Genomic DNA, 12,854 nt, shown 5'->3' with positions numbered 1-12,854 from the left:
TGGCCGGCCCTCGCGCTAAATCCCGGGCGATCCGGCGTTGATATCGCGCGGGAGATCGCCCGCGTTGATACATCACGCCAACGCCCGCTCCAGCACCCTAGCCACATGCAAGGCTTCACGCTGGGCCCCGTCATGAATCTGGTGACGACAGCTGGTCCCGTCGGCCACTATCAGATCCTCCGCTTGCGCCTTGCGCACCGCCGGCAACAACGCTAGTTCGGCCATCTGCACCGAAGCATCGTAGTGCTCGCGCTCGTAGCCGAAACTACCGGCCATCCCGCAGCAGGAGGTTTCGACGGTTCTAACCTCCAGATCCGGTATCCAGCGCAACACCTGCTCCACCGGCCGTAGCGCATCGAACGCCTTCTGATGGCAATGACCGTGCAGCAGCGCGCGCGATGCGTCCAGCCTCTTGAGTTGGAGCTGCAGATTACCGGCCGCCTGCTCCCTGACTAGAAACTCCTCGAACAGGAAGGATGCCTTGGACAGCATCTTGGCCTGCTCGCCGTAACCGTAGCGGAGGAATTCGTCGCGCATGGTCAACAGGCACGAAGGTTCAAGCCCGACGATGCTCACGCCACGTTCGACGAACGGCAGCAGATAGTCGAGCGTGCGCCGGGCCTCCGCCTTTGCTTTGCCGATCTGCCCCGACGCCAGGTAGGTGCGTCCGCAGCACAACGGCCGCTCCCGTGGCGCCTGGTTGAAGTGGACCCGATAGCCAGCCGCCTCGAGGACACGACAGGCGGCCCGCGCGTTCTCCGGTTCCATGTAGTTGTTGAAGGTATCAACGAATAGCAGGGCCTCCCGCGTATGCGTCGAACGGCTTGTCGGAGCGGTCGCCAGGAAGTTGCCCGCGAAGCGTGGCAGCGCACGCTGGCCAGCCAATCCCAAGGAGCGCTTGAGCCATTGCGACAGCAGCGGCATGCGCTCGACGATGTCCGTCAGGCCAGCCAAATGCCTGGCGTACGGTGCATAGCGCGGCATTTGCGCCACCAGGCGCTCACGCAGCGGCATCGGATGGGCTTTCGCCCAGGCTGCGCGGGCTTCGATTTTCATCTTCGCCATGTCGACGCCCGTCGGGCATTCACGCTTGCAGCCCTTGCAGGAGACACACAGATCGAGCGCAGCCTTGACGTCCTCGCTGGCCAACCCATCGGGACCCAGTTGGCCGGATAGCGCCAATCGCAATGTGTTGGCACGGCCGCGGGTCAGATGCTGCTCATCGCGTGTCGCTCGGTAGCTGGGGCACATTGTGCCCGCATCGAACTTGCGGCAATGACCGTTGTTATTGCACATCTCCACGGCGCCGATCAGCCCACCGGTCGGATCGGCGCCGCTGCCGGGCGCACTCTGCTCGCCGGTAAGTGGATCGCGCAACACATTCCAGTCCGACCAGTCGAGCACCGGCGTCACCGGAATCGGCTGATAGGTTTTGGGGAAACGGAAGTAGCTGTGATCGTCCATGCGCGGGGTATCGACGATCTTGCCCGGGTTCAACAGGTTGTCCGGATCGAACAGCTGCTTAACCTCCTTGAACGCGGCATTGAGCTGCGGGCCGAACTGCCATGCCACCCACTCCCCGCGGCACAAGCCGTCCCCATGCTCGCCGGAAAAGGCCCCCTTGTAGGCACGCACCAGCGCCGATGCTTCTTCGGCGATGGCGCGCATCTTTTGCGCACCGTCGCGGCGCATGTCGAGAATCGGTCGCACGTGCAAGGTGCCAACACTGGCGTGGGCGTACCAGGTGCCCTCGGTGCCATGTTTGTGGAACACCTCGGTGAGCTTGGCGGTGTATTCAGCCAGGTGCTCCAGCGGCACGGCACAGTCTTCGATGAAGGACACCGGCTTGCCGTCGCCCTTCATGCTCATCATGATGTTCAGGCCGGCCTTACGTACGTTCCACAGGGCTGTCTGCTCCACCGCTTCGGTCATTTTGACCACGCTGCCGGGCAGACCGAGGTCAGCCATCAGCTCGCTCAGTCGGCCGAGCTGTTCCTGCAGACCGGCGACCTCCTCGCCCGCGAATTCAACCAGCAACAATGCCTCCGGCTGGCCGATCAATGCCTTCTCGATCACCGGCTTGAAGGACGGGTTTTCCATCGACAGGTCGATCATCGTGCGATCGACCAGCTCGACCGCTGTTGGGTCGAGCGTCACGATGTGCTGGGTCAGGTCCATGGCCTGATAGAAGGTCGGGAAGTTCACCACGGCCAGCACTTTGTGCTGGGGTAGCGGCGCCAGTTTGAGCTTGATCCGCCGGGTGACCGCGAGCGTACCTTCTGAGCCGATCAGCAAATGGGCCAGGTTGGCCTGCCCATTCGAATCGTAAGGAAGCGGGTTTTGGCAGTCGAACAGATCAAGGTTGTACCCGCCCACGCGGCGCAGCACCTTCGGGTAATACTCTCGAATATTGCTCTGCTCGCGCTCGGCGATTTGCTGCACCTCGCGGGCGATCTGGCGTACCCGATCGCCCTGCGCCAGCTCATGGAGCAGACCGAAGCGCGCCTCGCTGCCATCCGCCAGCAACGCATCGATGCCTAGAACGTTGTGCACCATGTTGCCGTAGCGAATGGAGCGCGAGCCGCAGGAGTTGTTGCCGGCCATGCCGCCCAGGGTGCATTGGGCCGAGGTCGACACGTCCACCGGAAACCACAAACCATGTGGCTTGAGCCAGCGATTCAGGTCGTCGAGCACGACCCCTGGCTCTACCACCACGGTCAGGGCATCCGCATCGAATTCGACGATCTGGTTCAGCCAACGGCTGGTATCGACCACCAGGGCATCACCCACCGTCTGCCCGCACTGACTGGTGCCGCCACCGCGCGCCAGCAGCGGCACCTTGGCATCTCGGGCGATATCCAATGCGACCAGCAAATCATGCTGATGACGCGGAATCACCACGCCGACCGGCGTAATCTGGTAGATCGAAGCGTCCGTCGCGTAGCGACCACGTGACGCCGGATCGAACAGTACGTCGCCGGCGATCTCGCGCCGCAAGCGCTCAGCCAAGGCCGACGAGCGCTCCGATGACACCTTGCTCGCCGTTATTCTGGGTTCGGTAAACGAAGTCATCACGACCTCCCATGTCTGCCATCAAAGGGGAAATGTCAGTGCGACTCGTCCAGCGGGTTCGCTGCGAAGTAGTCCAGTGCGGCGAGCACCCCGCTGCCCGTGAGCGACACGCCGGACATCTTCAGGCCAGCCTCGCAACCACCGAGCGTGGCGATCAGGGTGAGGTCGTTGCAATCACCGAGATGACCGATGCGGAACATCTTGCCCTTCGCCTTACCCAGCCCGGTCCCTAGCGAAAGGTCGAAACGGCGATAGATCAGGCTGCGCACCTCGTCGGCATCCACCCCCTCCGGCATCACCACACCGGTCAGCACCGGCGAATAGACGCTTGGCTCCTGACACTGCACCTCCAGGCCCCAGGTCTCGACGGCCTTGCGAACCCCGGCCGCCCAGCGCTGATGCCGCGCAAAGACATGATCGAGGCCCTCTCCCAGCAACATGTCGAGCGCTTCGTTCAGCCCGTACAGCAAATTGGTGTTGGGCGTGTAGGGCCAATAGCCGCTGCGGTTGAGCTCGAGTATTTCGTCCCAGGCCCAGAAGCTTTTCGGCAATTTCGCGCTGCGGCTGGCTGCGATCGCTTTTTCCGAGACCGCGTTGAAGCTGATACCCGGGGGCAGCATCAAGCCCTTCTGCGAACCGGAAATGGTCACGTCCACGCCCCAGGCGTCGTGCTGATAATCAGCGCAGGCCAGGCCGGAAATAGTATCGACCAGCAGCAGTGCCGGATGCTTGGCCGCATCGATGGCGCGGCGCACCGCCGCGATATCGCTGGTCACACCGGTGGACGTCTCGTTGTGCACCACGCAGACGGCCTTGATCGTGTTGCCGCTGTCTTCCTTCAAGCGCCGCTCGATCATTTCCGCCTGCACGCCACGGCGCCAGCCTTCATAACCCGGCAACCCGATGAATTCAGGCTCGAGCCCCAACCGTCGCGCCATTTTTTCCCATAGGGTGGCAAAGTGGCCTGTTTCGAACATCAGTACCCGGTCACCTGCCGACAGCGTATTGACCAGCGCCGCCTCCCACGCGCCGGTACCGGACGCGGGGTAGATCACCACTGGCTGCTGGGTCTTGAACACTTGCCGAACCTTGCTCAGCAGTTCGCGACCCAGGGCGCCGAATTCAGGACCACGGTGATCGATGGTCGGCAAGCTCATGGCGCGCAAAATACGATCCGGTACTGGAGAAGGCCCCGGGATCTGTAGGAAATGGCGGCCGGACGGGTGGAAATCGAGCTTCAGCATGACGGTTCTCCAGGACGCTTGATCTTGTATTTTGAGTTTTGAATTCAATACCACATAGAACTAAACAGTTCAGCGGATGCAGCCCTCACTACGTAGCCGGCTGATGTCTTCGCCGGTCATACCGATTTCATGCAGTACCTCGTCGGTGTGCTCGGCAAACAGCGGAGCAGGTCGGCGAATCCGTGAAGGCGTGCGGGAAAACTTCGCGGGAAAGCCAATGGTTTTCATATTGCCGATCACAGGGTGGCTGACCTCCTGAACCATGCCACGCTCCAGGTAGTGTTCGTCGTGCATGGCCTGCGCGAAATCATTGATCGGCCCTGCCGGCACCCCTGCCGTCTCGCACAGGCCGAGCCAATGCGCCATGGGCTGCTGGGACAGGATCGCTTCGAGGATCTCTTCGAGCGCCTCGACGTTGCGCGCGCGGTCGCTGTTGGTGACGAAGCGCTCGTCGCCAAGCAGGTCCTCGCGCGCAATCACGTCGCGACACAGGCGTTCCCAGGTCCGCTGATTGGCGCAGCCAAGCATCAGGTAGCCGTCTCGAGCCTTGACTGCCTGATAAGGCGCGGAGATGCGATGACGCGATCCCGTGGGCTGCGGCACGGTACCCTCGGCGAAGTAGGCGGCCGCTTCCCAGGCGAACCAAGGCAGCCCGCATTCGGTAATAGCGATGTCAATGTGCTGTCCTTCACCGGTGCCCTGCTTGTGAATATAAGCAGCAAGAATCGAATAGATAGCGGTGAGGCCAGCGCCGATGTCATAAACCGCAATGCCGGTTTTCAAGGGGCGCTTGCCAGGCTCGCCAGTCATAGACATCAGGCCGCTCATTCCTTGCGCTACAAGATCGAACCCGCCTTTGTTGCGGGAGGGACCGGTCTGGCCATAGCCTGAAATCGAGCAATAGATGATCCCGGGATTCAGGGCACGGATCGTCTCGTAATCGATTTGAAGCGACTGCGTCACTCCCGGCCGGTAGTTCTCGACGATGACGTCCGCATCCAAGGCCAGCCGATAGAAAACGTCCCGGGCCCGCTCGTCCTTGAGATTCAGCGAGATGCTTTTCTTGTTCCGGTTGATCTGAAAAAAGCAGGTGGACTCGCCGTTGACGTAGGGCCCCATTTGTCGGCTGTCGTCACCACCATTGGCTTTCTCGACCTTGATGACCTCGGCTCCGAGGTCACCCAGCACCATGGTGCAGTAAGGGCCCGCCATGATTTGCGAGATATCCAGGATTTTCACGTTGCTCAGCGGAAGCATGCTTGGTTCTCCAACACGGGGATCGGCAAAAGCTACTCACCGGTCCATTCGAACGGGGTCTTGCTGACGAATTTGTCGACCGCAGCCTTGAAGTCACGGCTGCCGTAACAGGCGCGTATCCAGTCATCGCTGGCGTCCGCCGGCGTACGCCGGTGCGCCAGTACTCGGTTGATGGTCTCCTTGGTCGCCTGCACGGTCAGCGGTGCGCGACCGGCAAACGCCTGCGCTTTGCGAGCAACCTCCGCGCTGATAACGTCGGGCTCGAATACAGCGCTGACCAGTCCGGCCGTTAACGCCTCTGGTGCTTCGATAAGTTCGGCCGCCATCAGCACCTCCTTCGTGCGAGGTACGCCGAGCAGATCCATGAGACGTGATACGTTGGTCACCGAGAGGCAGTTGCCCAGGGTCTCGGCGATCGGAACACCAAACTTCAGCGACGGTGTGCAATATCGAAAATCGCAGGCCAGCGCGATGGCCGCGCCGCCGCCGACACAGAAGCCTTCGAGCAAGGCAATGGTCGGCTTGCGCAGGTTCTCCAGCCCCGCGATTACGCTATCGATGCGGCGCTCGTAATTCACGCCCGCCTCGCCGCCTTCGAACTCAGCGAATTGCTTGATATCGGTGCCGGCCACGAACGCCTTCCCACCGCAGCCATGAAACACCACGGCGACGACGTTCGAGTCCGCCTCCAACTCCCGACACAAGCGCTCCAGCGCGTCGTACATTTGCCAGGTCATCGCGTTACGGCTCTCCGGCCGGTTGAAGCCGACCCAGGCGACGCCTTGGTCGACACGACAGTCGACTTGTCCTTGAGACACGTCACTCATCTTTGTTTCCTCCTGCCCGCCGCCTGCTTGGCAGTGGGGCATCAAATAGCGGTCAGGCGCCGTAGATCAGGTTCACCAGCGCCAAGGCAAACGCCGGCACATAGGTATTGATCAGCAGGATCACGAAGAGCACACCGAGGAACCACAGGTTGGTCCGGGAGGTGGCCCAGATATCGGACTTTGCGATCGAGCAGGACGCGATCAGCACGCTGGCAACCGGTGGTGTCTGTTGCCCGATCGCCAGGTTGAGCGTGACGATCAGCCCGAAGTGGATCGGGTCGATGCCGACAGCCAGCACCAGCGGCAGCACGATAGGGACGACCAGAATGATCGCCGCCGCTGAGTGCAGAAAAACACCGAGAATCAGAAAGATGATGTTGAGTAGCGCCAGAATCACATACTTGTTGCTGGTCCACTCGCTGATGGAACTGGCCAACTGCTGTGGCAGTTGCGTTTCGGTCAGGTAGAGTCCCACCACCGCGGAGCTCGCTACCAGCAACATGACCACCGCGGTTTGTACGCCGGCGTCCAGGCACGCCTTGTAAAAGGTGCGCAGCGTGAACTCGCGATAGACGAAGGCGCTGATGAAGATCGCCACCACCACCGCCAGCGCAGCTCCTTCGGTGGCCGTGACGATCCCGCCAAAGATGCCTCCGAGGATGATCACCGGAATCGACAGCGCCCAGATCGCTCCTTTGAACGCCTCCCACAACCGCTTGGTCTGGAACGCCCCCTCGGACGGAAAGTCGTTCTTCCTAGCCAGGTAGTAGCACATGCCTGCCAACCCCATCGCACCAAGCAATCCAGGGAAGATGCCGGCAACGAACATCTTCACTACCGACTCTCCCGACATTACGGCGTAGAGAATCATCGGAATCGACGGCGGCAGAATGATCGCGAGACTGGCGGCCGAGGACGACAACGCGGCGGAGAATTCCTTTGAATAGCCCTTGCTGGTCATCGCCGGGATCATGATGCTGCCGATAGCCGATACGCCCGCGACCGCCGAGCCGGAAATCTCCGCGAAGAAGATCGAGGCACCGATGGTCACCATCGACAAGCCGCCCTTGATGAAGCCGAGCATCGCCGAGGCCAGGTCGATCAGGCGCCGCGAGATGCTCGAGGCGTTCATGATCGCGCCGGCCAGGATGAACAGAGGAATGGCGATCAGCGGGAAGCTGGTCGTGCCGTCGAACATCACCATGCCGATATTCGGAAGGGCCAGTGCGCCGTAGCTGGAGAAGATCGCCACCGCACCGACGATGCCCAGCGAAATGGCGACCGGGACATTGATCAGGATGAGCAGTATCAACCCTGCGAACATGTAAAAGATGGTCATCGTTATTCTCCCGAGCGCCGCAGCAGGCACTCGCTCTGGATTGTCCCGGTCATGCCTTCGCGGGCCTGACCCCCGCTTCTTCCAGCTCGTGATCGACGAAACCATCGCCTTTCGCGCTTTCGATCACCTCAGGCAGGCGCAGGATCTCGGCAATGATGAAAAGCACCGAGCCAATGGGCAGCACCGATTGCGTCAGTTGCAGCGAAACGTGCGTGAGGCTGACCAGTGAAGACCCCTCCAGGATGAGCACCACCTGCGTGCCGGTGTAGGCCAGCAGCACGAAGAACCCGATGGTGATCGCCTCGGCGAGCAGAGCGATCGGCACGCGCAGCTTCGGCGGGAAGTAATTGACCACGGTGGGGCAACCGATGTGGGCGCCCTTGGCCGCCGCCAGGGCGGCACCGTAGTAGGTGAGCCAGGCAAGGCCGACCGATGCCACCTCGTCGTACCAGCTGAACGGCGAGCCAGCCAGTCGCGACGCAAAGCCAACCGTAACGACCAACGTCAATGCGATCACATTGGCAACCACGATGATTTCCAAAAACTTGGAAAAGCCCTTTCTGAAAGCGGTGAAAAACCCCATCGGCTCTCTCCGGTCGGCCTGTAGCACCGCAGCGCTCAGGCGTTAGTCAGGATGCGATCTCTGCGACAGGCAGGTGGCTACATCTGGCGAAGCTGTTCGACCTCGTCGAGCATTGCTTGGCCACCTTCGACCTCTTCGGCGAACTTCGCGTAGATATCCTTGGAGCCGTCGATGAAGGCCTGCTGGTCCACCTCGTTCACCTCCATGCCTGCCTCCTTCATTTTCTTGACGAGGCTTTCATCCAGCGCTGCGCCCTGCTCCAGCGCGAAAGCTTCGGCTTCCAGCGCCGCCTCGCTCAGAACCTTCCTGACGTCCTCAGGAAAGCGCTGCCAACTGGCGCCCGCGAGAACGAAAGCCGGGGTGTAGACATGGTTGGACAGGGAGAGGTACTTCTGGACTTCGTGAAAGCGCTGGGAATAGATCTGCACCAGAGGGTTTTCCTGACCATCCATGGCGCCGGTCTGCAGCGCCACGAAGGCTTCGGAGAGCGCCATCGGAGCCGGGTTGGCGCCGTAGCTCTTGAACATTTCGACCCGCCATATCCCGTTGGGCGTACGCAACTTCAAGCCTTTCAGATCGGCCGGTACGACGATCGGCCGGGAGTTGTTGGTGATCTGCCGAACTCCGTTTTCCCATACGCCGATGATCCGGTAACCCTTGCCTTCGGCGGCCTTGTACATCACGTCGCGAACCAGCTCGTCGCGAACGCGCTGCATGTGCTCGCGATCGGTGATCAGGTAAGGCATTTCGAACAAGGAAAACTCCGGCGCCACGCTGCTCATCACCGTCGAGGGCAAAGCCAGATCGAGCGAACCCAGTTTGAGCTTGTTGAGCATCTGCGAGTCGCTACCCAACTGGCTGGAGCCATAGGTCACCACCTTGGCTTTACCCTTGAGCTTCTCATTAACGGTCTCGGCGAATTTATTGGCGGTGATTTCGAACAGGGAACCCGGCCCACCCACGTGGCCGAATTTGATCTGTAGTTCGGCCGCCTGCACTGCAGAGGTGGCGAGACCTAACAGGGATGCGATCAAGGCTGTCTTCAAGACTTTCATGCTGACCTCCACTCTTGTTTTTATTGAGGCGTACCGCAAAACCTTCTTTCACAATCGGGCTGACCCATTGCTCCAACGACAGCGCCGGCAGCGGCGGGAACCGGCTAACGGGACGTGAACAACAAAAATGAATTCATTATTCATAACCCGATCCAGACCTTAGACCAGCTTTTTGCGGTACGCCAGAAACGAGCCAAGAAAAACTGCCACCGTCCGTCCGCTCCGCCCAAACGGGCGGGCGGATCCAGGCGAAAAAAGAAGGTGGGGCCAGCGCTCTATCGCCATCTGGCCAGGGGGGCTCAAGAAGCCCCCCGCCGGAGATCAGTCAGCCCAAGCAGGCTGAACGGGAGGCCACGATGAATGAACGCCTAAATGCTGCATCAGAGCGATGCCGATGGCCGAACGCGACCCTGCCCGCACGAAGCAGTTGGTGGCTGCGCCGACCGCCAATGCATGAAGTCAGGCTGGAACGATACCGGCGCGCAAGCCAGCCGTTTCTATTCCCACAACCGCGGCTTGTTCGTCTTCATCGGAAGACGCGCCGCTAGCGCCCACGGCGCCGATTACCTCGTCATCATTCGAGAGAATCAAAACGCCGCCCGGCACGGGAACGAAATGCCCGTCGGAAGCCGCCGCCACCGAGGCCAGAAAAGCGGGGCGCGATTCGTTTCGCTCGCCCACCGTGCGGCTGGATACGCCGTTGCCCAGCGCTGCGAAGGCCTTGCCCCTGGCAACCGAAAAGCGCAACGGGGCACAACCATCTTCGCGCTCGGCTGCGATAAGGTTGCCGCCCGCGTCCATGACGAAGAGGGTCAGCGGTTCCATGTTTTGCACTCTTGCCTCGGCGAACGCTGCATCGATAATTTGCCGGGCTTGTACTCGTGTTATGACTACGCTCGAACGATAGACCTTGCCAGCCATGTGATTTTTCTCCGATAGCCGGGTGCTAGACCAGGCGAAACTGATCAGGGCACCGTTGCAAAACGACGGGACGGTGTTGGAGGCTGGCGAGAGGACGTTGCGCCAACCACTTTTTGCTCTTGCATGTTTAGCTTATGTCGTATTTCTGACCTATTTTGTATTCTTAATTCAAAACGCTAGCAGACCTCTCGCTGATATCAATTACAGGCAAGATTTTGCGTGTCGGTCTGGCCGCCTCAACCAGGAAAAACAGCCTTGGAAAAAATCCAGCACAAGATTCTTTATCAGGAAGCTGCCAATCGAATCCGTGAGCTGATCGAACACGGTTCGCTGGTTGCAGGCGAAAAGATTTCCGAGAAGCAGCTTTGCGAGACGTTCGGTATTTCCCGGACGCCGCTTCGCGAAGCGCTGAAAGTTTTGACGTCAGAAGGGTTGGTGGAAATTCTGCCGAATCGGGGCGCGCGCGTGAGCCGTCTGTCCCTCAGTGACGTAGAGCATACGTACGACGTAATGGCAGCGCTGGAGGGGTTGGCCGGTGAAGCCGCCTGTCTGCACCTGGACGACGAGGCGTTGGCACGCATCTGCGAGCTTCATCAGAGGATGATCGACCACTACGAACGCAAAGACTTGCAGGCCTATTTCCAAGTCAACCAGCAGATCCATGAACGAATTCTGCTGGCGTCTGGCAACCCGATACTGCTGGAGATGTATAACAACCTCAGCCAGCGAGTGAAAAGAGTCCGCTACACGATGGAGATGAATGAGGACTTCTGGCGCAAAGCGGTGAATGACCACGTGGAAATGATCGAGGCGCTGCGGGATCGTGATGGTAAGCGCTTGGGCAACATTCTTAGAGGCCATCTCAGCCACAAGCTGGAAGCGGTCAATCTCGACGGTGTGATCGTCGCCGACTGATATGGCGGTACGGCCAGACAGCCCATATGAGCGAGCGTAGCGCAGGGCCCCGGTAGCCAATCAGGGATTTGCCGAGAGATATCGTACCTCGTCAGCCCAGGTAAAGCCTGTCACGAGCGGGAACAGTGAAGCGGATTGCGCTTGGTTGCGATAAACCAAGCGCATGCCATCGAGTCGATCAGCGGCGCTGGATCATAGCGGCTTGCCGCGATTGCCGTGCTCACCGACAAAAGCCTGCATGGCCTTCAGATCGTTGGCCAGCACCGTGCAACGCTCCGGCCGCTCGAACAGATCGGCGAGATGGGCTGGCAGCTCCAGCGCCTTGCCGACGCCCGCCTTCTCAACCGCCTCGGGGAACTTTACCGGATGCGCAGTTGCGAGCGTCACCATCGGTATCGACAAGCTGCGACGACACTCACGCGCGGCATGCACACCGATGGCCGTGTGGGGATCGAGCAACTCGCCAGTGGTCTCAAAAATTTCGGCAATGGTCTTGCAGGTCTGCTCGTCATCCACGGCCAGCGAGTCGAACAGTTTGCGTGCCTCAGTCCAGCGCTCTTCTTCCACTGACAGCTTGCCACTGGATTTGAAAGCGCTCATCAGCTCGGCCACGGCGGCACCGTTACGTCCGTGCAAATCGAACAGAAGACGCTCGAAGTTCGACGACACCATGATGTCCATCGAAGGCGACAGCGACGGGTGCAGCGTATCTTTGTCGTAACGGTTGCCGCTCATGAAGCGGTGCAGGATGTCGTTGCGGTTGGTCGCCACCACCAGCTGGCTGATCGGTAAGCCCATATTGCGCGCCAGGTAGCCGGCGAAAATGTCGCCGAAGTTACCAGTCGGCACGGAGAACGCCACCGAACGCGCCGGTCCGCCCAGCTGCAGCGCCGCATGGAAGTAATAGACGATCTGGGCCATGATCCGCGCCCAGTTGATCGAGTTGACGGCGACCAGGCGAGTGCCCTTGAGGAAGCCTTGGTCAGCGAAGCTGTCCTTGACCATTTCCTGGCAATCGTCGAAGTTGCCTTCGATTGCGATATTGTGGATGTTGTCGCCAAAGATCGTAGTCATTTGCCGACGCTGCACTTCCGATACACGGTTGTGCGGGTGAAGAATGAAGATATCGACATTATCGCAGCGACGGCAGCCTTCGATCGCCGCCGACCCGGTATCACCGGACGTCGCGCCGATGATCACCACACGTTCACCACGCTTGGCCAGCACGTAGTCGAGCAGGCGCCCCAGCAGTTGCAGGGCGAAATCCTTGAACGCCAGAGTCGGACCGTGGAACAGCTCCAGCACCCACTCGTTGCCGTTCAGCTGACGCAGCGGCGCGACGGCGCTGTGGGCGAAAACACCGTAGGTCTCTTCAAGAATCTGTTTGAAATCGGCATCGGGAATGCTGCCGGCAACGAACGGTCGCATCACCTTGAAAGCCAGCTCATGGTACGGCAGGCCCGACCAGGACGCGATTTCCTCGACGGTGAAGCGCGGCAGGTTTTCCGGAACGTAGAGACCGCCATCGCTGGCGAGACCGGCGAGCAGAACATCCTCGAAATTCAGGGCCGGCGCTTGGCCACGGGTACTGATATAGCGCATGTTTTCAAACCTTCGTTTTGAGCCGTTGGCCTTAGACTG

10 protein-coding genes are annotated in these 12,854 nt (G+C 60.3%); 1 reads left to right on the top strand and 9 read right to left on the bottom strand.

Features of this window, described 5'->3' with window-relative positions:
• Positions 1 to 72 precede the first annotated feature (72 nt).
• The 8 genes from UF78_RS05315 to UF78_RS05280 form a co-directional block, all read right to left on the bottom strand.
• A complete protein-coding gene (locus tag UF78_RS05315) occupies positions 73 to 3,072 on the bottom strand; it encodes an FAD-binding and (Fe-S)-binding domain-containing protein (protein ID WP_045160984.1) in 3,000 nt (999 codons plus the stop codon).
• 35 nt (positions 3,073 to 3,107) lie between these two features.
• Positions 3,108 to 4,316, bottom strand: a complete 1,209-nt coding sequence (locus UF78_RS05310; RefSeq protein WP_045160983.1) for a pyridoxal-phosphate-dependent aminotransferase family protein — start codon at positions 4,314 to 4,316, stop codon at positions 3,108 to 3,110.
• A 69-nt stretch (positions 4,317 to 4,385) separates the two neighbouring features.
• Positions 4,386 to 5,573, bottom strand: a complete 1,188-nt coding sequence (locus tag UF78_RS05305; protein WP_045160982.1) for a CaiB/BaiF CoA transferase family protein — start codon at positions 5,571 to 5,573, stop codon at positions 4,386 to 4,388.
• Positions 5,574 to 5,605: 32 nt separating this feature from the next.
• Positions 5,606 to 6,400 carry an enoyl-CoA hydratase/isomerase family protein gene (locus UF78_RS05300; RefSeq protein WP_045160981.1) on the bottom strand — a complete coding sequence of 265 codons (795 nt, stop codon included), beginning with the start codon at positions 6,398 to 6,400 and terminating at the stop codon, positions 5,606 to 5,608.
• 52 nt (positions 6,401 to 6,452) lie between these two features.
• Positions 6,453 to 7,739, bottom strand: a complete 1,287-nt coding sequence (locus tag UF78_RS05295) for a TRAP transporter large permease (RefSeq protein ID WP_045160980.1) — start codon at positions 7,737 to 7,739, stop codon at positions 6,453 to 6,455.
• Positions 7,740 to 7,788: 49 nt separating this feature from the next.
• Entirely contained in the window at positions 7,789 to 8,322 is a 534-nt protein-coding gene (locus UF78_RS05290) for a TRAP transporter small permease (protein WP_045160979.1), read from the bottom strand.
• Positions 8,323 to 8,399: 77 nt separating this feature from the next.
• Positions 8,400 to 9,377 carry a TRAP transporter substrate-binding protein gene (locus UF78_RS05285; protein ID WP_045160978.1) on the bottom strand — a complete coding sequence of 326 codons (978 nt, stop codon included), beginning with the start codon at positions 9,375 to 9,377 and terminating at the stop codon, positions 8,400 to 8,402.
• 459 nt (positions 9,378 to 9,836) lie between these two features.
• Positions 9,837 to 10,298 (bottom strand): GlcG/HbpS family heme-binding protein, encoded by a 462-nt coding sequence (locus UF78_RS05280; protein ID WP_045160977.1) that lies wholly within the window; start codon positions 10,296 to 10,298, stop codon positions 9,837 to 9,839.
• Between the two features lie 255 nt (positions 10,299 to 10,553).
• On the opposite strand from UF78_RS05280, the gene UF78_RS05275 reads away from it, so the two are divergent.
• On the top strand, positions 10,554 to 11,213 hold the full coding sequence (locus UF78_RS05275; RefSeq protein WP_045160976.1) for a GntR family transcriptional regulator: 660 nt from the start codon (positions 10,554 to 10,556) through the stop codon (positions 11,211 to 11,213).
• A gap of 192 nt (positions 11,214 to 11,405) precedes the next feature.
• Here the strand turns inward: UF78_RS05275 and thrC are convergent, their stop codons facing one another.
• A complete protein-coding gene (gene thrC / locus UF78_RS05270) occupies positions 11,406 to 12,815 on the bottom strand; it encodes a threonine synthase (protein ID WP_045160975.1) in 1,410 nt (469 codons plus the stop codon).
• Between the last annotated feature and the right edge of the window lie 39 nt (positions 12,816 to 12,854).

Source organism: Stutzerimonas stutzeri (genome assembly GCF_000952685.1).
Classification (GTDB): domain Bacteria; phylum Pseudomonadota; class Gammaproteobacteria; order Pseudomonadales; family Pseudomonadaceae; genus Stutzerimonas; species Stutzerimonas stutzeri_E.
Note: the sequence above shows the minus strand (reverse complement) of the source record. Positions and strands in the feature narration are given on the sequence as shown.

Excerpts from the sequence above, each read along its gene's own strand:
- UF78_RS05285 (WP_045160978.1), bottom strand. The coding sequence starts at position 9,377 with ATGAAAGTCTTGAAGACAGCCTTGATCGCATCCCTGTTAGGTCTCGCC.
- UF78_RS05305 (WP_045160982.1), bottom strand. The coding sequence starts at position 5,573 with ATGCTTCCGCTGAGCAACGTGAAAATCCTGGATATCTCGCAAATCATG.
- UF78_RS05280 (WP_045160977.1), bottom strand. The coding sequence starts at position 10,298 with ATGGCTGGCAAGGTCTATCGTTCGAGCGTAGTCATAACACGAGTACAA.
- UF78_RS05310 (WP_045160983.1), bottom strand. The coding sequence starts at position 4,316 with ATGCTGAAGCTCGATTTCCACCCGTCCGGCCGCCATTTCCTACAGATC.
- UF78_RS05290 (WP_045160979.1), bottom strand. The coding sequence starts at position 8,322 with ATGGGGTTTTTCACCGCTTTCAGAAAGGGCTTTTCCAAGTTTTTGGAA.
- UF78_RS05300 (WP_045160981.1), bottom strand. The coding sequence starts at position 6,400 with ATGAGTGACGTGTCTCAAGGACAAGTCGACTGTCGTGTCGACCAAGGC.
- UF78_RS05315 (WP_045160984.1), bottom strand. The coding sequence starts at position 3,072 with ATGACTTCGTTTACCGAACCCAGAATAACGGCGAGCAAGGTGTCATCG.
- thrC (WP_045160975.1), bottom strand. The coding sequence starts at position 12,815 with ATGCGCTATATCAGTACCCGTGGCCAAGCGCCGGCCCTGAATTTCGAG.
- UF78_RS05295 (WP_045160980.1), bottom strand. The coding sequence starts at position 7,739 with ATGACCATCTTTTACATGTTCGCAGGGTTGATACTGCTCATCCTGATC.